The sequence below is a fragment of the Brevibacterium pityocampae genome (assembly GCF_039541555.1).
GTDB lineage: Bacteria > Actinomycetota > Actinomycetes > Actinomycetales > Brevibacteriaceae > Brevibacterium > Brevibacterium pityocampae.
This window is the reverse complement of sequence record NZ_BAABGL010000002.1, coordinates 380,346-403,622: the sequence shown is the minus strand read 5'-3', so window position 1 is coordinate 403,622 and position 23,277 is coordinate 380,346. Positions and strand designations below refer to the sequence as shown.

The window sequence follows — 23,277 nt, the reverse complement described above, 5'->3', positions numbered from 1 at the left end:
CGCGACAGTGTCCTCGACCTGGACCGGCGTCCCCGCAACGTGCGCCGGAGTCCGCTCGCCCACCTCGCCGACGTGCTCGCGCAGACCGAAGCGGCGGCCGGAGGCGCGGCCGGCGTGCGGCTCCGCGAGGTGCCGTTCCTGACGATGGTCGGGATCCGAGTGCGCCCGGGATCAGCCGGGGCACGCGCCATCGAAACGGCCGCGGGCCTCCCCCTTCCCGCGACGGTCGGTCGGGTGACCGGCACCGCTCCCGAGGCGGCGGGCGTCTCACTCACGTCCGGCACGTCAGGGGCCGGTTCCGCTCCCGAGGCGGCGGGCGTCTCACTCACCTCCGGCACGTCAGAGGCCGGTTCCATTCCCGAGGCGGCGGGCGCCGTGGCGGGTTCCGGTCCGGCCGGAACGGCGCGGGGCGCAGAGCACTGGGCTCGCGCCTCGGGAATGGCGATGATCTGGCTGGCGCCCGACGAGTTCCTCGCGGTCGCCGGCCCGGACCAGCCGGTGGCCGAGGTGCTGCGCACCGCGCTCGGCGAAGCGCCTGGCTCGGTGGTCGAGCTGTCGGCCAATCGCACGGTCATCGAGCTGGTGGGGCCGCAGGCGCGGCAGGTGCTGCAGAAGGGCTGTCACGTCGACCTGCATCCGCGGGCCTTCCCCGTGGGCGCGGCGGTGTCGACGCTGCTGGGACCGGTCCAGCTCATCGTGTGGCGGACGGGCGAGGACAGGTACTGGCTGATGCCGCGGTCGTCCTTCGCGGACTATCTGGCGGGCTGGCTCCTCGACGCCGTGCGAGAATTCAATCCGACGCCGGAAGGAGCTTGACCATGTCGGACCACACTGAGCACATTCTGACCTTCGCCTGCCCGGAGAAGCTGGGCATCGTCCACTCGATCACCGAGGTGCTCGTCCAGCAGCGCCAGGAGATCATCGACCTCAAGCAGTTCGGCGACCGGAATTCCCAGCGCTTCTTCCTGCGCGTGCACTTCGCCTGCGAGGGTGGTTCGGCGGTGTCGACACAGGCGCCGCGGGAGGCATTCGCGCCCCTGGCGGAGCAGTACCGGGCGTAGCTCACGGTGGAGCCGAAGGGCCGGAAGCGGCGCGTGCTGCTCATGGTGTCGAAGTCCGAGCACTGCCTCAATGACCTGATGTTCCGCGCCCGCGTGGGCGAGCTGCCGATCGAGGTCGTGGCCGTGGTGTCCAATCACGACGATCACCGCGACCTCGTCGAATGGCATGGGATCCCCTACCACCACATCCCCGTCACTCCGGCCACCAAGCCGCAGGCCGAGGCGGAGCTGCTGAAGCTGCGGGAGCGGTACGACGTGGAGCTCGTGGTGCTGGCCCGGTACATGCAGGTGCTCAGCAGCCGGCTCGTCGAGGACATGGCGGGCGAGGTCATCAACATCCATCACTCGTTCCTGCCGAGCTTCAAGGGCGCCCGTCCCTACCACCAGGCGTACGAGAAGGGTGTGAAGACCGTCGGCGCCACCGCCCACTACGTCAACGCCGAGCTCGACGAGGGCCCGATCATCGCTCAGCAGGTGGTGGAGGTCGACCACACCTTCGACGCCGCCGACCTCGCCGCCGCCGGCCGCGACACCGAGCGCAAGGCGCTGGCGAACGCGGTCAAATGGCACTGCGAGGGGCGTGTCTTCCTCAACGGCAACCGGACTGTGGTGCTGAAGCAGGCCCGGCGCTCAGCACCCGGTCGTGCTGAGCGCCCGAATCAGGCGTCGATGACGACGGCAGTGATCAGCGGCGCCCTGCGGTAGGCGCGCTCCAGGTGGCGGCTCACGGTGTCGACGATGAGCTTCTCGAGCTCGTCGATGTCGTCGATCTTCGACGCGTCAGGCGAGGCGAGGGCCTTCTTGACCTTCTCCGCGGCGCCCTTGAAGATCTGCGGGTCCTGGATGAAGCCCTTGGTCATGAACTCGAGCGGTTCGGTGAGCGTGTTCGTGTCGGGATCGACGATCGCCACGATCGTCACCGCGCCGCCCTCCTGGAGCAGCCTGCGCTCGACGAGCGTCTCCTCGGTGACCTTGCCGACCATGTGGCCGTCCACGTAGACCAGCCCGGCCTCGACCTTGCCCGAGACCTTGGCCTGGCCCTTGACGAGATCGACGGTGGTGCCGTCGCCGACGACGAGCACGCGCTCACGCGGCGCCCCGGTCCTCGCGGCGAGCTCGGCGTTGGCGTGGAGGTGCTTCGACTCCCCGTGCACCGGCATCACATGCTTGGGTCGCACGATGTTGTAGCAGTAGACGAGCTCTCCGGCCGAGGCGTGACCGGACACGTGGACCTGGGCGTTGCCCTTGTGCACGACCTTGACTCCGAGGTCGGTGAACTTGTTGATGATTCCGTAGATGGCGTTCTCATTGCCGGGGACCATCGAGCTGGCCATCAGGACGGTGTCGTCCCGATCGAGCTTGATCTGGTGGGTCCCGGACGCCATGCGCGACAGCGCCGCCATCGGCTCACCCTGCGAGCCGGTGCACACCAGCGCGATCTTGTTGTCGGGCATCGACTGCAGCTTCTTGAAGTTCACGATCAGGCCGCGCGGGATCTTCAGATATCCCAGCTCACGGGCGATGCCCATGTTCCTGACCATCGAGCGGCCCACGAACGCGACCTTCCGACCACTGGCATGGGCGGCGTCGAGGACCTGCTGGATCCGGTGGACGTGGCTGGCGAAGCTGGAGACGATGATCCGCTTGGGAGCGGTGGCGAACACCTTCTCGATCGCGGGGTTGAGCTCGCGCTCGGAGACGGTGAAGCCGGGCACCTCGGCGTTGGTGGAGTCGGTGAGGAAGAGGTCGACACCCTCCTCGCCCAACCGAGCGAAATGCCGCAGGTCGGTGATCCGGTTGTCCAGCGGGAACTGGTCCATCTTGAAGTCGCCGGTGTGCAGCACGAGCCCGGCACGAGTGCGGATGGCCACAGCAAGGCTGTCCGGAATCGAGTGGTTGACCGCGACGAATTCCAGCTCGAAGGGTCCGACCTTGTGGGTGTCCTCGGCCTCGACGTGGACGGTGGAGGGAGTGATCCGGTGCTCGGTGAGCTTGGCCGTGATGAAGGCCAGGGTCAGCTGCGAGCCGATCAGCGGGATGTCCGGCCGCTCCTTGAGCAGGTACGGCACTCCGCCGATGTGGTCCTCATGGCCGTGCGTGAGCACGATGCCCACCACATCCTGGAGCCGGTGGCGGATGGAGGTGAAGTCGGGCAGGATCACGTCGATGCCGGGCTGGTGCTCTTCGGGGAACAGCACCCCGCAGTCGACGATGAGGAGCTTGCCCTCGTGTTCGAAGACGGTCATGTTGCGCCCGATCTCACCCAGGCCACCCAGCGGGGTGATCCTCAGGCCCCCTGGTGTGAGGGCGGGCGGGGACGTCTGCTTGCGGGAGGAACGAGCCAAAGAATCACGCTTTCATCATCGGTGGGGAAACAGTGGGGTGGTGCAATGTCTTGGGACCCGCGGCCGGCCGAAGAGTGAGCGCCGAGCGGGAAGTCTGCATCGATCTTACCTGCGACCGCCGGTCGAGAGTTCAGGAGTGGTGATTCTGCAGACCTCGCTCCCGCATGCCTGTTCCGAGTCGCTCCATTGCGGGGTGTGACGTCGTGTGAAATCGGGCGTCAGCATGTGACGGCCTTCACGTCGGAGCACCGCGTTTCGTGCTGATCTGGTCCTACCCACGAAAAACCTAGCCGGGTAACCGGGTTGAAGGAGACAGACATGTCCGCAGGAATTCGCACTTCGCACGCCGGGTCGCTGCCGCGCACCCCCAAGCTCATCGATGCCAACGCCGCCAAGGCTGACGCAGCGGTGTCGGACGCAGAGTTCGGCGACCTCCTCGAAGCCAGCGTCGTCGACATCGTGCAGAAGCAGAAGGATCTCGGCATCACCGAGCCGAACGACGGCGAGTTCGGCCACGACATGGCCGCGCAGTTCGACTACGGCGCGTGGTGGCACTACTCCTTCAACCGCACCGGCGGCCTGAAGATCTCAGGCCAGGGCCTGTGGGAGCTGCCCGCCCAGCGGAGCGAGCCGGGCAACGTGCGCCTGACCAGCTTCCAGGACCGTCGCGACCGGAACCTCTTCCCCGCCGCCTACAGCGATCCGACCGCCGGCACCGACACCGGCACACAACCGGGGTTCCCGCAGGCCGTCGGTCCGATCTCCTACATCGGCCACGAACAGGTCAAGCGCGACATCGCCAACGTCAAGAAGGGCCTGGAAGCCGCCGGGTACGACCCTGCCCGCGGGTTCCTCAACTCGCTGTCGCCCGCCTCGGCGGCGCGGATCGAGAACAAGCACTATGAGAGCTATGAGGACTTCGTGTGGGCCTGGGCCGACGTTCTCCGCGAGGAGTACCTGGCGATCACCGAGGCGGGCCTCATCGTGCAGATCGACGACCCCTCACTGGCGGAGAACTTCGACCAGATCAACCCCGAGCCTTCGATCGCGGACTACCGCACGTTCACGCAGCTGAGCATCGACGCCCTCAACCACGCCCTGCGCGGCATCGACCCGCAGCAGGTCCGAATTCACACCTGCTGGGGATCCTGGCATGGACCGCACGTCACCGATCTGCCGTTCTCGGCGATCGTCGATCAGGTCCTGACCATCAACGCTGCCGGGATCACCTTCGAGGCGGCGAACGTACGTCACGAGCACGAGTGGAAGATCTGGCAGGAGACGACTCTTCCGGATGGCAAGTACATCATCCCCGGCATCGTGTCCCATTCGACGAACGTCGTCGAACACCCCGAGCTCGTCGCCGATCGGATCACCCGATTCGCAGAGCTCGTCGGGCCCGAGAATGTCGTCGCCTCCACCGACTGCGGTCTGGGCGGACGCGTCCACCCGGAGATCGCGCTGGCCAAGCTCGAGTCGCTGACGCAGGGCGCGGAGATCGCCACGCAGCGTCTGCGCCAGCGGGCTGTGGTCTGACGGGCAGCCGCTGTCGCGGGTCTGAATCCCACGGCAGCGGCGCAGCGCCTGAGGCGGCGGCCGGAGTTCTTCTCCGGCCGCCGCCTCAGGCGTTGCGGGTGGTGTCAGCTCTTCCGGGGTTCGGTCGCGACCCCGGCACGCTGGGTCGAGACTGAAGTCCCGAAATCCAAGAATCGATCTCGGGACTTCAGTCTCGACTGAGGACAGGGCCGGTAGCCTCAGGAACGCAGCCCAGCGGATGCGGTCCTGGCACTGCTGTCGACACTGGCGCGGCTGCCGGCACCAGCACTGCTGCCGACGATGGCACTGCCCGGGTTGCTGCTGTCAGCAGCGACGCCGTTGCCGGCACCGCAGCCCACGCTGAGCCGCGCCACGATTCCCGCCCGCAGATGTGGAATCAGGTGCTCGCCCCAATCCTGGACGTCCCCGAGCTGATCGAATCCGCGGATCAGGAAGTTCTGCACTCCCAGATGCCAGTACTCGAGCAGCGAGTCGGCCACCTGCTGGCCCGTTCCCACATGACCACTCGAGTTGCCCTGCGGCCCCATGAGCTTCGTGATGCCGAACCACAGTCGCTCGTCGTGGACGTCGCGCTGGTGGGCCAGACGCTGCAGTCGATCGGCCGACTCCGCTGTTCGCTCGTCGGAGGCCTTGTGCCGCAGCCGCAGCGGATTGTCCTCGGCGCCGGCGGCCTTGTTGTGCGCCGCCTGCTCAAGGTAGGCCTCGGCTTTGGCCCATGCCTCATCCTCCGTCACCCCGACGACCGGACGGGTCGACATCGAGAACGACAGCCCGTGGTTGCCGGTGCGCTCCGCGACGGCGCGGATCGCAGCAATGCGATCAGCGACCTGTGCTTTCGGCTCACCGAACAGGGCATAGACATCGGCGTGCTCGCCGCCGACTCGCACCGCATCCTCCGACAGCCCGCCGAACCACAGCGGGATGCCGCCAGGGTGGACGGGGTGCACCGCGCTGTTGGCGTCGGCGACTCGGTAGAAGTCTCCGGCGTAGTCGAAGGGCTCGGACGAGTTGAGGGCCTTCCGCAGCACCTGCATGAATTCGGCTGTTCGGGAATAGCGCTCGGGCTTGGTCGAATAGTCGCCGTCGCGGGCCTGCTCGGCATCGGAGCCGCCGGAGATGTGGTGGACCGCGACCCTGCCGCCACCACTGAGGTGGTCGAGCGTGGCGAGCTTCCGTCCGAGGACGGTGGGTGCCACGAAACCGGGCCGGTGGGCGATGAGCACGCCGAGGCGTTCGGTCGCCTGCAGCACCGCCGAGGCGATCGCGAACCCGTCGGGGGACGCTGAGGAGTATCCGATGAGGACCCGGTCGAAGCCGGCTTCCTCGTGGGCACGTGCGAAGTCCCGAATCCATCCGGGATCGACGGCCGGACCGGTGACCGGGTCGGTCTCCGAGCCTCGCTGGGACGAGATCATTCCGAGGATTTCTGCCATTGTCGTCTCCTTCAGAGTGGGGTTGCGGTTGCGCCGCTGATCGTCGGGATCGCGGCGATGAGCTTGCGCGTGTATGGATGCTGAGGCGCGCCGAGAACCTCCGCCGCGGGGCCGGACTCCACGATCGTGCCGTCATTGAGCACGAGCACCCGGTCGGCGATCGACCCCAGCGAGGACAGGTCGTGGGAGATCAGGAGCATTCCAGTGCCCGCGTCGGCGGTGGCGCGCAGCGTGTCGACGACTTCGCTCCGGCTCGAGGCGTCGAGGGCCGACACCGGCTCATCGCACACGAGGAGTCGCGGCTGGACGGCGAGCGCCCGCGCTATCGCGACTCTTTGCCGCTGGCCGCCCGACAGCGCGCCGGGCCGTCTCCCCCACAGCTGCTCGGGAAGGCCGACGGCGTGAAGCGCCCGGTGGGCGGGCGCCTCGGCGGAGTTCTTGCCGAAGGTCTCGGTCGCACCTTCGAGCACGGAGCGCAGGACCGTGAAGCGGGCATCGAGGCTGCGCAGCGGATCCTGGAACACGTACTGCGCGTGGCCCTCGCGGCGGAACCGACGCCACTGCCGGTGCGTGAGGCCCTCGACCCGCTGGCCGTCCACCTCGAGCGTGCCCCCGGAGATCGACACCGCGCCGAGCACGGCTCGGCCCAGCGTCGTCTTGCCCGAGCCGGACTCGCCGATCAGTCCGACGATCTCGCCGGGGGCGACCTCGAAGGAGATCCCGTGCAGCACCTCAAGGGGGCCGAATCGGACGCTCAGGTCCTCGACGGCCAGGACGGGGGTGCAATGCGAGGGAGTCGCGTCGAGTCTGGCTCTCGTTCCTTCTCGGTTCGGGCTGGGGCTCGCGGTCTGGATCGGGCTCGGGGTCCCCGCCGAGTTCTGGTCCGGCAGCGGAGTCTGCGTGGTGGTCGGGTTCTTCGAAATGGTCGGAGTCTGCGTCATGGTCGGATTGTCCCCTGGTCGTTGCGGTGCGGGTCGGAGTCTGGAAACTGGTCCGTCGCGACTGCCTCGATGCCGAACCGGCTGTGGTCGGCGAGCAGCGTCTGCGTGTACGGGTGGCGAGGGGTGGTGAGGAGCTGTCCGGTCGGCCCGTGCTCGACGACCTCACCGTCACGGAAGACGTAGAGGTATTCGCAGCTGTGCGCGAGCACCGCGAGGTCGTGGGAGATCATCAGCACCGTGAGGTCGTGGGATTCGCGCAGTCGCCGGATCAGGGCGAGCACCTCGGCCTGCACGGTGACGTCGAGGGCCGTGGTGGCCTCGTCAGCAACGAGCAGGTCGGGTTCGCCGCTCACGGCGATCGCCAGCAGGATCCGCTGCAGCATTCCGCCGGACAGTTCGTGCACGTACTGGCCCGCCACCCGTTCGGGGTCCTGCAGCCCGACGTGGGAGAAGAGCTCGGCACGGCGGGCAGCTGCGGCCTTCCGACTGAGCCCGAGAGCACTGCGCAGCGCCTCGTCGACCTGCGAGCCGACAGTCAAGTGCGGGCTGAACCAGGTGGCCGGGTCCTGGAACACCGCGCCGATCCGCTTGCCGTGAAGGTCCTGCCACTGGTTCTTCGCCGAGGCGCCGGCCCGGTTGACAAGGTCCGTGCCGTCGAAGGAGATCCTGCCCTCCGTCATAGCCACTCCATCGGGCAGCACGCCGAGCAGCGCCTTGCAGGTCATCGACTTGCCGGAACCTGACTCGCCGAGGATGCCCACGCTCGTGCACTTCGGCACCCGCAGGCTGATCCCGCGGACCAGCTCGGCACCGGACGGAGCCTGCACGTGGAGATTCTCGATGTTGACCAGGTCCTGGCCGGAGCGCGATGGGCCCGGCCCTGCATGAGAGAGCTCCTGGCCGGAGAGCGAGGCGCGGACGGGTGCATCGTCCGGTGCACCGCCTGCCACTCGCCGGTCGATCACCTCGGCGTCGGCCCCCCGCCCGTCCACGGGCGCATCATCGGTACTGCCCTCGCCGGCCGGCTCGTCTTCGGCACCCCGCGCAGGAAGGTCCCGGATGTGATCGGCGAGGATCCCGAGCGCGGCGACGGAGAGCATGATCGCCAGCGCGGGCGCGACCGGATTGAACGGGCGGATCGCGAGATAGGAAAGGTCGGCCGAGAGCATTCCGCCCCAGGTCGGAGTCGGCGGCTGCACTCCGACGCCGAGGAACGTCAGGCTGGCCACCACGAGCAGGCTCCCGGCCAGCACGCTCGCCGAGGTCACCAGCAGCACCGGCACGATCCGCGGCACCACGTGGGCCAGTACGAGCTTGGGAATCGGAACGCCGAACAGTCGCGCGGCATCCACGTACTGGGTATGCGCGATCTCGATGACGACAGCCCGGACCACCCGGAAGAAGGTCGGGGAGGCGAGGATGCCCACGGCGACCATCGCCGCGTGGATGCTGTTGCCCAGCAGCGCGCCGATCGCGACGGCGAAGGTGATGAAGGGCAGCGCCATGAACGAGTCGAACACCCGCTCGAGCACCCAGCGGATCCCGCGTGGGGCGAACACCGATGCCACGGCGGAAACCGTGCCGAGCAGCAGCGCGATGACGACCGCCTCGAGCGCGGCGAGCACCGACAGCCGTGTGCCGGCCAGCAGTCGGGAGAGGATGTCGCGGCCGAGGTAGTCGGTGCCCAGCCAGTGCGCCGCTGAGGGCGCCGCCAGGACCTGCGAGGTGTCCTGGGCGAGCGGATCGGAGGGAGCGAGCACGGAGCCCAACGCGGTGACCACGGCCACGAGGATCAGCACCGCGAGCGCGACGGCCGCGGTGGGGCGGCTCAGCAGAGTTCGGACGGCGATCACAGGGAGCTCCTCTCGGTGGCGGGGGTGGTCCGGGCCGGGGTTGCCTGAGCCGGGGTGGTCCGGGCCGGGGTGGTCCGGGCCGCGGGATTCAGCGCGAGGATGAGCAGGTCGACGATGAGCGTGCTGATGAGCACCACGACGACGGTCACCATGACCGCGCCGAGCACCACGGGCTGGTCCCCCTGCATCGCGCCGTCGTACGCCATCAGGCCGAGTCCCGGCAGGGAGAAGATCTGCTCGGCGATGATCGCTCCGCCGATCAGCCGCGGCACCTGGATCCCCAGTGCTGCCAGCGCAGGTCCGGAGGCGTGGGGCAGCGCGTGCCGGAACAGGATCCGAGCCGGGGACAGCCCGCGCAGGCGGGCGCCGATCACGAGGTTCTCCTCGTACGTCCGCACGAGCGCGGTGCGCAGCTGACGTGCGATGTCGGCGGCCGCCTCGAGCGACAGGGCGATCGCCGGCAGGATGATCGACGCCAGCCAGCCGCCCGGGCTCCGCTCGAAGGGCACATAGCCGCCGGTGGGAAGGAAGGGCAGCGCCACCCCGAACAACAGGATCAGGCCGATCGACACCACGAACGGCGGCAGCGTGGCCAGCGTGGATGCTGCCAGCGTCACCAGGCGGTCGACCCAGCTGTCGCGCAGCAGGGCTGCCGCGATCCCCGCCGAGGCGCCCAGCACCACGGCGATCACCAGGGCCAGTCCCGCGATGGACAGGCTCACCGGCATCCGGTCCGTGATCGTCGTCAGCACCGGGATGCCGGTGAACCAACTGGTGCCGAGGTCGCCCTGCACCGCCTGGGCGATCCAGGATCCGAACTGGACGAGGAGGGGGCGGTCGCGACCGAGCTCGTGGTTGAGCTCCGCGACGGCTTCGGGGGTGGCGGCCTCGCCGAGGAGGATATCGGCCGGCTCCTGCTTGGCGAACGCGCTCAGCAGGAAGGTGATCCCCGCAGTGGCGAACAGCACCGGCACGGCGCGGCCCAGGCCGTGCAGCACCCAGATTGCAGCGCTCATGAGCGGACCCCCACTCCTTCGAATCGCTGGGTGTGGATGCAGTGCGTGAAGCCCGTGACGCGGTCGTTCAGCGCGTGCGCGCGGTTCCAGTTGACGAGCCACGCGTGCGGTGAGGCCCCGCTGACGGCAGCGCGGGTGGCTGCCTGCAGATGCGGCAGGTAGTCGGGTGACTCTAGCGGGGTGCGGCGCACCCGCTCGAGTGCAGTTGTGAACTCCTCGGGGGCCTGCTGGGAGATGTTCATCCAGCCGCCCTCGCTGTAGAGCACCTCGAGCGCCTGCACCGGAGACTCCCGGCCGGAGAACGAGTACATGTAGAGCGTGTACGAGTGGGCGGCCTTCTGGCCGGCGCCCGGCGGGGCGATCTCCAGGCGTAGGTCGAAGCCGGCTTCGGCCACCTGGGCCTGGACCGCCTCGGCGATCTTCCGGCTGGTGTCGTTGCCGGCATCCCCGATGACGTGGAACGTGACGGAGATGCCGTCGGGGTGGCCCGCCTCGGCGAGCAGGCGGTGGGCCTCCTCCGGGTCGTGGTCCCAGCGCCGGTGGAGTTCGGGGTCGTAGCCCTGCACGCCGCGGGAGAAGGGCTGCCAGTCCGGCTCCCCGTGGCCGAACAGCGGACCTTCGATGATCCCCTCCCGGTCGATGGCGCGGTTGAAGGCCTCGACGACGCGGGGATCGTCGAAGGGAGCGTGCCGATTGTTGACCTCGATGGTGTGGACGTTGAAGCAGGTGCCGCCAATCACGGAGAACCCGGACTGCTCGAGGGGAAGGATCTGGGAGTCGTCGACGTGGGCGAGGTCGTATTGGCCGGAGCGGAGCCCGGCGTAGGCAACCGCTTCAGCGGGGCGGGGCACCACCTGCAGCTCGTCGAGGAGGATCTCCGCGGCGTTCCAGTGATTCGGGTTGCGGCGCAGTGTGGCGTGCGAGCCCGGCACGTACTCGGCGAGCACGAATGGGCCGGCACCCACCGGCGCGATGTTGAGCTCAGCCCCTGATTCGATCGCGGCCGGGGACACGAGATGGCCGATGAGTCCTGCGAGCAGCAGGGGCAGCTGATAGCTGACCTCGGCCAGGTGGAGCGTGACATCGGTGGCGGAGTCCGCGGTGATGTCCTGGATGATCGCCAGGGATTGCCCGCTCGTCGCACCGGGCAGGTCCCGGCTGCGTTCGAGGCCGGCCTTGACGGCTGCGGCGTCGACCGGGGTGCCGTCGCTGTAGGTCAGGTTCGGGCGCAGATGGAAGGTGACAGCGTCGCCGGTGCCGTTGTAGGTCCAGGACTCGGCGAGGTCCGGCTGCAGCGCACCGTCCGGACCCAACCGGGTCAGCCCGGAGTAGACCAGCGACAGGACATGCACGTCGTAGCCGATCCCCTTCGCGGAATCCCACGTGGTCGGCAGCCGCCAGCCCCAGGTGAGCCGGCCCAGCTGCCCGTCCCCCGCCTCGCCGGCCGCGCTCACCTGCTGCCGGGGCGGAGCACACCCGGCACCGAGCAGGGCGGTGCCGATCACCGCCGCGGACAGGCGGGCGAAGGCGCTGCGGGATATCAGCTGCTGGGACATGGACCCTCCTCGTGGTGATCGTGATCGCGGAAGCACGGCGGGTTCTGCTCGGCCCTGGAATCCAATGTGCTGAATCCGGGAGTGCGGACGTCGTGCTGGAGTCGTGCTGAATCCGGGCGTCGTTCGGAGCTGGATTTGATGGTCACGGTGGCACGTCCGCCCGCCGGAGACCGTGCCTCCGGTCACACTGCATCGCGCACGTTCACGGGCTGACGCGGAAGTTCACAATCCGCAACGACGATTCGACCCCGCGGCTGAGCGTGCCCGACTATGACTGCAGACACACGAGAGGACGCACCATGTCAGCCATCGCCCGAGCAGGGTCAGAAAACACGCCGGCCGGCGCCGGGCTCGCTCCGGCGACCCGGCAGATCCACGTCGGCTATACCCCGGGGACACCCCAGAACACGGTCGCCGTGCCGATCTACCAGTCAGCCGCATATGAGTTCGAGAGCTTTGCCGCCGCCCGCGACACCTTCGCGCTGCGCCGCCCCGGCAACATCTACAGCCGCAACGGCAACCCCACCAACGCCGTCCTCGAGCGGCGGGTGGCGGATCTCGAAGGGGGCGCGGGAGCAGTCGCCCTGGGCTCCGGGCAGGCGGCCGTGGCCGTCGCGCTCCTCACCCTGGTCGCCGCCGCCGGGCCGGGCTCGGCGCGCGGGCCGGGCATGCCTCACCACATCGTGGCGTCGAACAAGCTGTACGGCGGTACCAGCGACCTGCTGGGTGACACCTTCGCGGACCTCGGCATCGAGGTGACGTTCGTCGACCCGCTCGACCTCGCGGCGTGGGAGGCCGCGCTGCGCGAAACCACCCGCGCAGTCTTCCTCGAGTCGATCGGCAACCCGATCCTCACGGTGCCCGACATCGCCGCGATCGCGGATCTCGCCCACTCCCGAGGCGTGCCAGTGGTCATCGACAACACGATGGCCACCCCCGTCCTGCTCCGGCCCATCGAGCTGGGCGCCGACATCGTGGTCCATTCGGCGACCAAATATCTCGGCGGGCACGGCACCTCGATCGCAGGCGTGATCGTCGACGCGGGCACCTTCGACTTCACCGCCGAGGCGCCCCGCTGGCCCCGGCTCACCCGGCCCTACCACCGGTTCGGCGACATCGTGTTCACCGAGGAGTTCGACGGCAGCGGCGGCCGCACGCCGTTCCTCGTGCTGGCACGCGCCAAGGCCGTCCATGACCTCGGTCCGACGCTGTCACCGTTCAACGCCGCACAGATCATCCAGGGCATCGAGACCCTGGAGCTGCGGATCCGGCGTCAGACGCAGACGGCATTCGAGCTTGCGGAGTTCCTCGTCGAGCAGCCGCAGGTCGCACGAGTCCATCATCCGGGGCTGCCCGGCCACCCCGAGCACGCGCTGGCCGGCCGGCTGCTGCCCGAAGGCCTCGGCAGCGTCTTCGCCTTCGACCTAGCCGTCGACCCGGTTCAGGTGGAGACCTTCGTCGATGCGCTCGAGCTGTTCGCGCTCGTGGCCAACATCGGCGACACCCGCTCGCTAGTCGTCCACCCCGCGACCATGACGCACTCGCGCCTCGACGAGGCGGGCCGGGCTGGGGCCGGAATCGAACTCACCACTGTCCGCCTGTCGATCGGGCTCGAGGATCCGGCGGATCTGCGCCGTGACCTCGCCGCCGCATTGGCGGCCCTCACTCCGGCTGCGGCCGCCTCGGCCACCGACCACTCCCCCGCCCTGGCTCACTGAAGCCCCACTGAAGGAGAACTATGCGATTCGGCTACTGGACCCCCGTCTACGGCGGCTTTCTGCGCAACGTCGGCGACGAGGGGATGCCCGCGACCTGGGACTACATCCGCACCATCAGCACCCAGGCCGACCGGCTGGGCTTCGAGCTCACCCTCGTCCCGGAGCTCTACCTCAATGACCGCAAGGGCGTGAATGAGCCCAGCCTGGAGGCATGGTCGCTGGCGACCGCGATCGCCGCGGTCACGGAGAAGCTGGAGATCCTCACCGCGATCCGCCCCGGCTACCACAACCCGCAGGTGACGGCGAAGCGACTGTCCACCCTGGCCGACGTCTCGAACGACCGGTTCTCGCTCAACGTCGTCGCGGCGTGGTGGGAGGAAGAGGCCAAGCAGTTCGGCGGAGTCTTCCCCTCCCACGACGACCGGTACGTCCACTGCACCGAGTTCGTCGACGCCCTCCGCGGGCTGTGGACCCAGAACCCGTACAGCCAGCACGGGCGGTACTTCAGCTTCGAGGACACCGTGGTCGAGCCGAAGCCGGCGAAGACCCCGAAGATCTACGCCGGCGGAGAATCGGAGGGCGGCCGCGAGGCGATCGCCGGCTTCGCCGACTCCTACGTCACCCATGGCGGCACCGTCGAGGAGCTGCGGGAGAAGGCCGCCGACGTGAATGCGCGCCGCTTCCGCCTGCAGGGCGCGCCGTTCGAGACCATCGGGATGAGCGCCTACGTCATCGTCCGCGACACGGAGGCCGAGGCGCGGGCTGAGCTCGAGCGCATCACCACCGTCGACCCGAACTCGCCCGGCTACGCCTCGTTCGAGGAGTTCGTGGCCCACTCGAAGCTCGATGTCGAAGTCTCCAAGCGGGAGTATTCGGTGGGTACCCGCGCGCTGCGCCCGGAGCTGGTCGGCACGCCCGAACAGGTCGCGGAGAAGATCGCCGCGTACCGCGCCGCCGGAGTCAATCTGCTGCTGATCCAGGCGTCGCCGCTCCATGAGGAGCTCGAGCGGATCGCCTCGGACCTCATCCCGCTCGTGCGCGAGATCGAGGCGGGTGCGGAGTCCCAGACGTCGGTCGGGGCAGGAGCGAAGCCGGCCGGCGCGGAAGCCGATCGCGCTGCCACACGAGTCTGATCCGCACGTCCTCCGCAACCGTCCGCACATTCTGAAAGGAACCCCCATGACAGTCACCTCATCGACGAGCACCGTCACCACCACCGCCATCGAGATCAAGCCCGGAGCCAACCCTCGCGGCACGGTCACCATGATCGCCGGCCGTGGCGAGGCCGCCTCCGTCTACGACAGGTTCGCCGGCCGCATCGCCTATGACGCCTACCCGGTCCGCGTCGTGACCGGGGCGGCTGCGGACCCCCAGGCAGCGGCCGAGGCGGTCCACGCCGTTCTCAACGATCCCGAGCTGCCCACTCCGCACTTCCTTGTCGGCTCGGATGCCGGCGGGGTCCTCGCCCTCGACCTCGCAGCCGATGAAGCGCCAGTCGCCGGCGTGGTCATCGCGGGCCTTCCGGTGGCGCCGTCACCGGCCGCGACTGACGGGACTACCGCCTCGGACGCGGGTTCCACGCCGGCTGCTGATGCCAGTGGGACTGTGCTGGATCCCGAGGCGCAGATCGGCCGGCGCTCCACCTGCCCGGTGCACCAGTCAGTGCTCAGGCAGCCGGAGAACCTGGACCCTGCGGCACTGTCGACGCCGCTGCCGGCCAGCCTGTCCCTGCCGGCGCCGGAGTCGGTGAAGGTTCCGGTCCTCGGCGTCTACGGTGAGTCCGATGACGTGGTCGACGTGAACGCAGGCACCGCATGGCTGACTCGCGTGCCGGGTGCGGCTGTCGTCCGGACTGCCGACGGCGCCCATGACGCGCTCAACGACCGCTCGCATCGCAGCGTCGCTGCTCGGATCGTCCAGTTCCTCGAGGACATCAAGAACGACGGCAGTCCGATTCTGCGGTGAACGCGTCGAATCATTCACCGTCGAACGGGGCGCCGATCGCTGGCTGAGCGGCCGGCGCCCTTCTGCTGAACGGCGAGCAGGCGAGAAAGTCCCAGGGTCTGAGATCAGAACCCTGGGACTTCTGGTTCCAGCGAGCAGCACTCGTGCCGCCGCAGCCGGCAGCCGACACTCAGTCCAGCAGGTCGTGGCGGACGATCGACTGCTCGCGGTCCGGGCCGACGCCGATCACCGAGATCCGGCAGCCGGACATCGCTTCGAGCGCGAGGACGTACTTCTGCGCGTTCTCCGGCAGGTCCTCGAAGGTGCGGGCGCCGGTGATGTCCTCGGTCCAGCCATCGAAGTGCTCGAAGATCGGGGTGGCGTGGTGGAAGTCTGACTGGCTCATGGGCATCTGGTCGTGGCGGACGCCGTCGACGTCGTAGGCCACGCATACCGGGATCTGCTCGATGCCGGTGAGGACGTCGAGCTTGGTGAGCACGTAGTCGGTGAAGCCGTTGACGCGGCTGGCGTAGCGCGCGATGACGGCGTCGTACCAGCCGCAGCGCCGGGCCCGGCCGGTGTTGACGCCGAACTCCCCGCCGGTCTTCTGCAGGTGGACGCCCATGTCGTCGAACAGCTCGGTGGGGAACGGGCCGGAGCCCACGCGGGTGGTGTAGGCCTTGATGATGCCCACGACCCGCGAAACCCGGGTGGGACCGATGCCGGAGCCCACGACCGCACCGCCGGCGGTCGGGTTCGAGGAGGTGACGAAGGGGTAGGTGCCGTGGTCGACGTCGAGCATGGTCGCCTGGCCGCCCTCCATGACGACGACCTCGCCGGCGTCGAGCGCCTCGTTGAGCAGGAGCGAGGTGTCGGCGACCATCGGCCGCAGGCGGTCGACGTACTGGAGGAAGTGCTCGACGATCTCCTCGGTCTCGACAGCGCGGCGGTTGTAGACCTTGAGGAGGAGCTCATTCTTCTGCCGCAGTGCTCCCTCGACCTTCTGCCGCAGGATCGACTCGTCGAAGATGTCCTGGACCCGGATGCCCAGGCGCCCCACCTTGTCCTGGTAGGTCGGCCCGATGCCGCGGCCGGTGGTGCCGATCGCGCGCTTGCCGAGGAAGCGCTCGGTGACCTTGTCGAGCACCTGGTGGTACGGGGCGACGAGGTGGGCGTCGGCGGAGATCCGCAGCTTCGAGGTGTCCGCGCCGCGGGACTCGAGCATCTCGATCTCCTCGAACAGCGCCTCAAGGTTGACGACGACGCCGTTGCCGATCACCGGGGTCACCGAGGGTGAGAGGATGCCGGCCGGCAGGAGCTTGAGCTCGTACTTCTCCCCGCCGACGACGACAGTGTGCCCGGCGTTGTTGCCGCCGTTGGGTTTGACCACGTAGTCGACACGGGTGCCGAGGATATCGGTGGTCTTGCCCTTGCCTTCATCGCCCCATTGGGCGCCGACGACCACGAGTGCTGGCATGTGTTCTCATCACCTTGGTTTGTCCGGGCAGCCTGCTCCCAGGCCTGACCCCGCCAGTCTACCGGCGGTCCGGGGCGCCTCCGCCACCGGCGGGCTGCGCACTGTCGGCCGGCGCCGCGCCCCTGCGGTCGTGCGGGAGCAGGGCGCGCAGGCCGCGGGCACACAGGTACACCCAGAGCGGGCAGCCGAGGGCGAGGACCCAGATGAGGGGGGAGACCGAAGCGTCGCCCCGGCCGAACACGAGCACCTGCCCGAACGCCGCCCAGCTCTGCAGGGCGTGGGCGATCATGGCGGCGGTCATCGACCCGGTGAGCACGTACACGATGCCGAACGCGGCGCCGGTGATGAGGTAGGAGATCGCCTCGACCCCGGTGAGGGACCCGCCGAGGTGCGGGAAGGCGAACATCACCGCGCTGACGAGGATGCCGAGCACTGCTCCCAGCCCGGCCCGGCCTCCGCGGGCGAGGTGGTCGTGGGTCGGCCGCAGCACGGCACCGCGGCAGAGGATCTCCTCGCACATCGGGGCACCGATCAAGCTCGCAACGACTACCACGGTGGCCGGCAGGAGGGGGCCGTCGAGCTTCATCTCGGCGAAGATCTCCGTGGCGCTGTCGGTGTCCTGCACGGGGACGAACGCGAGGAGCCGGAACAGCAGGTGGGTAACCGCGAAGACGCCGAGGACGACGAACGCGTCGCGGCCGCTCAGCCCGCGCCGCAGCCCGAGGTCCTCGACCGTGGGCAGCTTGAGCGCGACGAGGGCGATGGCCCCCAGGGCGAGCGCGGCGATGGCGATGAACTGCACCGGCATGAGCAGCGCGCCCAGCGTCTCCCGGGCCCCCTGGCTCTCGGCCAGCCCGCTGAGGACCGCGACGGTCGAGCCGATGATGAGCGCAGGCATGACGACGACCGCACACCAGGCCTTCCAGGTCGTCAGGTGCGCACGAAGTCCGTTCTGCAGGGGGACAGAGTACGTTACCGAGGAGTAACTCGCCGAGTCCGCAGCCGGCGTAACGCTCCGCTCAGCGGAGGTCGGCGGCGATGCGGTCGATCGCCTCGGGGTCGGACTCGCGGAGGAACTTCTCCACCCGCGCGGCCTCCTCGGCCTCGCCGATCGATGCGGCCGCCCGGCCGAGTGCGTAGAGCGCGCGGAGGAATCCGCGGTTGACCTCGTGGGAGTAAGGGATCGGGCCGGCGCCGCGCCAGCCCGCCTGCCGGAGCGCATCGAGGCCGCGGTGGTACCCCACCCGGGCGTAGGCGTAGGAATCGACCTTGCGGCCCTCGTCGAACGCCTCGTCTGCGAGCAGCGCCCAGGCGAGAGAGCTCGCCGGCAGGTCGTGGGCGACGTCGAGGGGCTCCTCGCCGGCGTCGATCCGGCTCTTCGCCTCGACGTCGGGGTGGTCCTCGGGCAGGTGCGTGGGCTGCGGGCCGAGCTGCGAGGCGTCGAGATTGCCGATGCTCACGGGGCTGCCGATGGGTTGTGACATGGTGTCGTTCTCCTCCGATGGGTGGTTCCCGCAGGTCGCGGGTGTCAGCGGGCGTGCGGTCCGCGCACGCGGCTCGTCTCAGTCAGTCTTCACGTTCGAGGGCTGGATGGCGAACGGATTCGCGCTCAGCGCACCGAACACCCCACGTTCGGCAAGGTCGGCGAATGCGCCGGCCGACTCCGCTCCGGTCGCCCACACCTCCACCTCGGAGCCGAGCCAGGTGTCGAGCTCGTCCGAATCAGCGGGCACCGCGGCCATGGCGACGCCGGCATCGAGCAGCGCGTCCGGCGTCACCGCGGTGGCGTCTCCGGAGTACAGCGCGGTGATGTCACGGTCGACAGCGATCCGCAGCACTTCGAGGTCGGACGAGCGGATGATCACACCCTCCGGCCGGCCGCCGGCCTCGATCGCCTCGAGCACGGGGCCCATGACCTGGGCGGAGGCGACCTCGGGCATGAACACCGTCGCGTCGCCGTACTCCATGAGCGCCTGCTCCCAGGTGATCGGGGTGCCGTCGCGGGTGGTCTCCGCCTCCTCGGCCTCCCCCTCGGGGTCGGCCGACAGCGGGGCCGGAGCGATGCGCGCGGCGGTGAAGGCCGCCGCGTCCGTCTGCTCGAGCGGCTTCTCCAGCCCCAGGTCCTCCTGGCCGGTCTCCGGGTCGGCGAGCGCCACGGTGCCGTCGGACAGCAGGGCGGTGGCGACTGCCGGCAGGTACCCGAACTTGACGTTCTCCTCGATCGCCTCGGCGGAGTTCGCCGGGTAGATGTCCTCACCTGCACCGAGCGCACCCACCGCAGGGCTCTGCAGGGCGTCGACGGTGAGCGCCTCGGGCTGGCGCACGGCATTGGCGATGACGAGGGCGATGACCGCGGCCAGCACGATCGCCCCGGCGATGAGCGGGGCGTAGAACCGGCGCGGCTGCTGCGCGGCGTCGCTCTGCTCGGCATCGCTCATGGGCGCAGCTCGGCGGGCACGGCCGATTCCACGATGGCGGACAGGCCGCGGGAGGCCCGCCAGCCGAGCTCGCGTTCGATCGCGGAGACGTCGGCGACGAGCTGGGGCGGGTCGCCGGGCCGTCGCGGCGCGATCTCCGGGGTGAGCTCGCGGCCGAGCGCGGACGACATCGCATCGATGACCTCGAGGACCGAGGCGCCCCGCCCGGTGCCGACGTTGAACACGGACTCCGCGATGCCCCCGGCTGCGATGTGGTCGAGGGCGGCGATGTGGGCGTCGGCGAGGTCGGCGACGTGGACGTAGTCGCGGATGCACGTGCCGTCCGGAGTGGGGTAGTCGTCGCCGAACACCACCGGTGCGCGGCCCATGGCGACGCGGTCGAGGATGATCGGGATGAGGTTCATCACCGCGGTGTCGGCGAGCTCCGGCCACCCGGTGCCGGCGACGTTGAAGTAGCGCAGCTTGATCGCACGCAGGCCGTGGCGGGCGGCGTTGTCGATCATCCACTCCCCCACGAGCTTCGTCTGCCCGTACGGGTTGATCGGGCGGCAGTCGATCTTCTCCGGCACGATCCCGATGTCGGGTATGCCGTAGACCGCGGCCGAGGAGGAGAACACCATCGTGGTGACGTCCGCGGACTCCATCGCGGCGAGCAGGTTCGCCAGCCCCTCGACGTTGTTGCGGTAGTACCAGAGCGGGCGCTCCACCGACTCCCCCACCTGCTTCTTCGCCGCGAAGTGGATGACCGCGGTGACCGCGTGCTCCTCCATTACCGCCCGCAGCCGGGATTCGGCGTCGGCGGCCGACAGGTCGAGCTCGACCAACGTGGCGTTCGGCACGCGGGCGGGGATGCCGTTGGAGAGGTCGTCGACGACGACGACCTGCTCGCCGCGCTGCTCGAGGAGGCGGACGACGTGGGAGCCGATGTACCCGGCCCCGCCGGTGACCAATGTGCTCATGAGCGCCTGACGCCTTTCGTCGGGTGTGATTCGGGGACGTGCCGGTGCCGGGAGCATCGACGATTCCCTCTCGAGGATAGCCGGGGTGCCGGCGCGGAACTCAGCGGGAGCGGTCAGCCGCCGTGCCGGCGCCGGTGAGCAGGCCGCGGAGGAAACCGGCGCCCCAGCTCAGGTGCATGGTGGGGAGCACGAGAGCGAACCACGCTCGCTCCCGCCTGCCGCAGTCCCGCGCCTGCCCGGCTGCGGCGACGATACCGGCGACGTAGGCGAGGCTCGGCACGTGGACGAGTGCGGTGAAGTGGCGGAGGAACCGCGGCCAGGTGTGGGTGGCCCCGGAGAGCTGGAGGAGCGTTTCGATGAGGGAGGCCGCCACGCCGAGCACCAAAAGCGGCGGAGCGAAGTAGCGCCAGGAGTTCTTGGTGCCGTGGCGGCGGATGAGTTCGGCGCGCCAGATCCCGGTGGCGTGGAACTGCTGGACGATCTTCCTCCACGTGGTGCGCGGCCAGTAGGTGACCTCGAGACGGGGGTCGAACCATATCCGTCCGCCGGCCTCGCGGATGCGGAGGTTGAGCTCCCAGTCCTGACCGCGGCGCAAGGTGGAATCGAAGCCGCCGAGCACGTCGAACACCTCGCGGCGGTAGATGCCCAGGTAGGCCGACTCGGATTCCTGCGGCTCGTCCCCGGTGTGATAGGCGGGACCGCCCAGACCCACGCGGGACATGTAGGCCCGGGCGACGGCCTTCTGGAACGGGGTCCGACCGCGGGCGAGCATGAGCCCGCCGCAGTTGGCGGCCCCGGTGTCGCGCAGCACTGCGATCGCAGTGTCGGTGTAGTCGCCGGTGAGCTCGGAGTGAGCGTCGACGCGGACGATCACCGGGTGCGAGGTGGCGGCGATGGCGAGGTTGAGGCTCGTCGGGGTGTCACCGGCCGGGTTGTGGACTATGTGGATGCGCGGTTCGCCCGCGGCGAGCGTGGTGACGATCGACGTCGTCTCATCGGTCGACGGGCCGAGTGCGAGCACGATCTCCTTCTCGCCGGCGTATTCCTGGTCGAGGATCGTGGTGATCGCGGCAGAAATGTGCTCGGCCTCGTTGAGGACCGGCATGATGTAGGAGACTCCTGGCCGGGCGGGCAGCGGCGGCAGGGCATCCGCGGTGAGCCGCTGGGATCGTTTCAACACGGATCAATACTCCCACAGCGCAGATGAGCGGCATCTGAGACGAATCTCAGATGCCGCTCATGCGGTCACCGGCCGATCAGCTCTCGCGGCGCTTGGCGAACATCACTGCCCCCGCTCCGGCGAGGACGAGCAGCGCGCCGATCCCGGCGATGCCGAGTCCCTGTGCGCCGGTGCGCGGGAGGCTTCCGGCGGAGCCGTCGGAGCCCGAACCTCCACCCGGGCGGTCGCTCGGTGCAGGGCCCGCGCCGTCAGCGCCCGATCCGCCCGGCTGCGGCGCCTCGGTGGACGGGCCGGCTGTCGGGGTCGCAGTCGCCGTGTCCGTCGGGGTCGCAGTCGCCGTGTCCGTCGGGGTCGGGGTCGGGGTCGCCGTGTCCGTCGGGGTCGGGGTCGGGGTCGCCGTGTCCGTCGGGGTCGGGGTCGCAGTCTCACCGCAGTCCATGGCCTTGAGCGCCTCGGGCGTGTACTCACCCTTGTAGGTGGCGTCAATGCGGTAGCTCGTGTTCTTTACATCGGTTTCCTCGCCGGGGGTGCCGGTGAGCACGAACATCGCATGGCTGTCGGCGGGCATCGCCGGCAGCGTGATCGTCAGCGTGCCCTCGTCCCACTTGAAGTCCGGCTCGCCGTCGGGAACGTTCTGATAGCCCTCTTCCCCGGTGAAGGTGTTGAAGAAGAACGGCCCCAGCCCTTCGCGGGTGTCGTCGCGCCCGGTCAGGTCCTCGATCTGCTGGGTCTCGTCCCAGGTCCAGTTGTCGCCGCGGCTCACAGTGATCTGACTGCCTGCCTCGATCGCATGGCGGGTGGCCACCGGGATGCGCCAGTAGAGTCGGTCACCCCCGCCCATCCAATGGTGGGTCTTGAAGTAGCCGTATTCGTCGCCGACAGCGGAGACGTATCCTTGGTTCGGGTAGTCGTCGAGGCGGCGGTCGATGACTGCCGCGGCCTTCCAGTCGACGGCGCACTCGTCGAGGTTACCGTCAGCGATCCCGTCTTCGCACATCTTGTGCGTGGTGTGCTTGGCGGTGAAGGTCAAAGTCACCGTAATTTCTTTGACTTTTTTCTCATCCATCTCCGCGGGATTGCCGAGCTTGCCGGCAACGGTGAACTGCGCGGACGAGCCCTCTGCCCGCTTCGGGTCCGCGTTGGGGACCGCCGTCATCTTGCCGTTCTCGGTGATCCCCCACTCGATGAGTGACCCGGATTTCTTGACCGGCTCCTTGAGATTCTCGAGGGGGATCTTCCGGTATTGCTCCGGAGTGGCAGCGCGCGCAGGGCTGACCAACTCACCGGGCTCGGCGAACGTGACGTCGTCAGAATCGAGCGTCACCTCGGCCTCGACGTCGTACAGCGGCTCGACAGTGCCGACGATGACGCGGAAGTTTGGCGTGCCCGCCTCCTCCCAGGTGTCGACGCCCGCCTCGCCCTTGCCGGCGATGGGAGAGTGGTTCTGCCACCAGCCGTCGATGGCGACGTCTCCGTTGAGCGTGGCGACCTTCGGTTCGTGCACGGCGTTGCTACCGGGGGCGATCTTCGACTTGGCCGTCCACTTAACCTCCTCGACGACCTCGCAGACGTCGCTGGGGTTGCTGGTCTCGGCGTTCGACGGGATGGCGGTGCCGAGCGCCAGCAGGGTAGCACCTGCCGATGCCGCCACGAATGCCTTCAACCGTGTTCTGATACGTTTCACAGGGTGCTCCTTCGGTCTCACCGCGCCCCCCGGTATCCGTGGTCTTCCACTGAGGCGTCGGCCCGATGCGCTGGTATCGCGTATCCCAGTTGTTCTCTTCCGAGAACGGTGACAA

18 protein-coding genes and 1 pseudogene are annotated in these 23,277 nt (G+C 69.0%); 6 read left to right on the top strand and 13 right to left on the bottom strand.

What is annotated here, in order from left to right; genetic code table 11:
• Window positions 1-144: 144 nt before the first annotated feature.
• Together ABD883_RS02135 and purU are read left to right on the top strand one after the other, a co-directional pair.
• Complete coding sequence (locus tag ABD883_RS02135) at window positions 145-816, top strand: sarcosine oxidase subunit gamma (RefSeq protein WP_345029793.1); 672 nt, start codon at window positions 145-147, stop codon at window positions 814-816.
• A 2-nt stretch (window positions 817-818) separates the two neighbouring features.
• A pseudogene (gene purU / locus ABD883_RS02130) lies at window positions 819-1,679 on the top strand (formyltetrahydrofolate deformylase); the annotation flags it as partial.
• Between the two features lie 41 nt (window positions 1,680-1,720).
• Here purU and ABD883_RS02125 read toward each other — a convergent pair.
• Window positions 1,721-3,307 carry a ribonuclease J gene (locus ABD883_RS02125; protein ID WP_254668923.1) on the bottom strand — a complete coding sequence of 529 codons (1,587 nt, stop codon included), beginning with the start codon at window positions 3,305-3,307 and terminating at the stop codon, window positions 1,721-1,723.
• 417 nt (window positions 3,308-3,724) lie between these two features.
• Here ABD883_RS02125 and ABD883_RS02120 point away from each other — a divergent pair, with 417 nt between their 5' ends.
• Window positions 3,725-4,942, top strand: a complete 1,218-nt coding sequence (locus ABD883_RS02120; protein ID WP_137318774.1) for a cobalamin-independent methionine synthase II family protein — start codon at window positions 3,725-3,727, stop codon at window positions 4,940-4,942.
• A gap of 218 nt (window positions 4,943-5,160) precedes the next feature.
• Here ABD883_RS02120 and ABD883_RS02115 read toward each other — a convergent pair whose 3' ends face one another.
• The 5 genes from ABD883_RS02115 to ABD883_RS02095 are packed head-to-tail and all read right to left on the bottom strand — an operon-like array spanning window position 5,161 to window position 11,762.
• Window positions 5,161-6,396, bottom strand: a complete 1,236-nt coding sequence (locus ABD883_RS02115) for an LLM class flavin-dependent oxidoreductase (protein WP_345029446.1) — start codon at window positions 6,394-6,396, stop codon at window positions 5,161-5,163.
• Window positions 6,397-6,407: 11 nt separating this feature from the next.
• Window positions 6,408-7,337: an ABC transporter ATP-binding protein gene (locus ABD883_RS02110; RefSeq protein ID WP_345029444.1), complete on the bottom strand. Its 930-nt coding sequence runs from the start codon at window positions 7,335-7,337 to the stop codon at window positions 6,408-6,410.
• Window positions 7,334-9,190 carry a dipeptide/oligopeptide/nickel ABC transporter permease/ATP-binding protein gene (locus ABD883_RS02105; protein ID WP_345029437.1) on the bottom strand — a complete coding sequence of 619 codons (1,857 nt, stop codon included), beginning with the start codon at window positions 9,188-9,190 and terminating at the stop codon, window positions 7,334-7,336. The genes ABD883_RS02110 and ABD883_RS02105 overlap by 4 nt, the downstream gene beginning before the upstream one ends.
• The gene (locus ABD883_RS02100; protein WP_247423586.1) at window positions 9,187-10,206 is read right to left on the bottom strand and encodes an ABC transporter permease; all 1,020 of its coding nucleotides are present in this window, start codon (window positions 10,204-10,206) and stop codon (window positions 9,187-9,189) included. Before ABD883_RS02100 ends, ABD883_RS02105 begins: the two co-directional genes overlap by 4 nt.
• A complete protein-coding gene (locus tag ABD883_RS02095) occupies window positions 10,203-11,762 on the bottom strand; it encodes an ABC transporter substrate-binding protein (RefSeq protein ID WP_345029432.1) in 1,560 nt (519 codons plus the stop codon). The genes ABD883_RS02100 and ABD883_RS02095 overlap by 4 nt, the downstream gene beginning before the upstream one ends.
• 299 nt (window positions 11,763-12,061) lie before the next feature.
• Between ABD883_RS02095 and ABD883_RS02090 the strand changes: the two genes are divergently transcribed.
• The 3 genes from ABD883_RS02090 to ABD883_RS02080 all read left to right on the top strand — a co-directional run bounded on the left by ABD883_RS02090 (window position 12,062) and on the right by ABD883_RS02080 (window position 15,445).
• The gene (locus ABD883_RS02090; protein ID WP_345029429.1) at window positions 12,062-13,480 is read left to right on the top strand and encodes an O-acetylhomoserine aminocarboxypropyltransferase/cysteine synthase family protein; all 1,419 of its coding nucleotides are present in this window, start codon (window positions 12,062-12,064) and stop codon (window positions 13,478-13,480) included.
• Window positions 13,481-13,500: 20 nt separating this feature from the next.
• Window positions 13,501-14,613 carry an LLM class flavin-dependent oxidoreductase gene (locus ABD883_RS02085; RefSeq protein ID WP_295690927.1) on the top strand — a complete coding sequence of 371 codons (1,113 nt, stop codon included), beginning with the start codon at window positions 13,501-13,503 and terminating at the stop codon, window positions 14,611-14,613.
• Between the two features lie 130 nt (window positions 14,614-14,743).
• Window positions 14,744-15,445 carry an alpha/beta fold hydrolase gene (locus ABD883_RS02080; protein ID WP_247423594.1) on the top strand — a complete coding sequence of 234 codons (702 nt, stop codon included), beginning with the start codon at window positions 14,744-14,746 and terminating at the stop codon, window positions 15,443-15,445.
• Between the two features lie 169 nt (window positions 15,446-15,614).
• On the opposite strand, the gene ABD883_RS02075 is transcribed toward ABD883_RS02080, so the two are convergent.
• From ABD883_RS02075 to ABD883_RS02045, 7 genes are all read right to left on the bottom strand, one after another.
• On the bottom strand, window positions 15,615-16,901 hold the full coding sequence (locus ABD883_RS02075) for an adenylosuccinate synthase (protein ID WP_247423596.1): 1,287 nt from the start codon (window positions 16,899-16,901) through the stop codon (window positions 15,615-15,617).
• A 58-nt stretch (window positions 16,902-16,959) separates the two neighbouring features.
• Window positions 16,960-17,799 (bottom strand): CPBP family intramembrane glutamic endopeptidase, encoded by an 840-nt coding sequence (locus ABD883_RS02070; RefSeq protein WP_345029425.1) that lies wholly within the window; start codon window positions 17,797-17,799, stop codon window positions 16,960-16,962.
• Between the two features lie 121 nt (window positions 17,800-17,920).
• Entirely contained in the window at window positions 17,921-18,385 is a 465-nt protein-coding gene (locus ABD883_RS02065; RefSeq protein ID WP_345029423.1) for a DUF3151 domain-containing protein, read from the bottom strand.
• 78 nt (window positions 18,386-18,463) lie between these two features.
• Window positions 18,464-19,339 (bottom strand): hypothetical protein, encoded by an 876-nt coding sequence (locus ABD883_RS02060; protein WP_345029420.1) that lies wholly within the window; start codon window positions 19,337-19,339, stop codon window positions 18,464-18,466.
• A complete protein-coding gene (gene galE, locus ABD883_RS02055) occupies window positions 19,336-20,298 on the bottom strand; it encodes a UDP-glucose 4-epimerase GalE (protein WP_247423605.1) in 963 nt (320 codons plus the stop codon). The genes ABD883_RS02060 and galE overlap by 4 nt, the downstream gene beginning before the upstream one ends.
• A gap of 100 nt (window positions 20,299-20,398) precedes the next feature.
• A complete protein-coding gene (locus tag ABD883_RS02050) occupies window positions 20,399-21,475 on the bottom strand; it encodes a glycosyltransferase family 2 protein (RefSeq protein ID WP_276087698.1) in 1,077 nt (358 codons plus the stop codon).
• A 79-nt stretch (window positions 21,476-21,554) separates the two neighbouring features.
• Complete coding sequence (locus ABD883_RS02045) at window positions 21,555-23,162, bottom strand: LPXTG cell wall anchor domain-containing protein (RefSeq protein WP_345029417.1); 1,608 nt, start codon at window positions 23,160-23,162, stop codon at window positions 21,555-21,557.
• Between the last annotated feature and the right edge of the window lie 115 nt (window positions 23,163-23,277).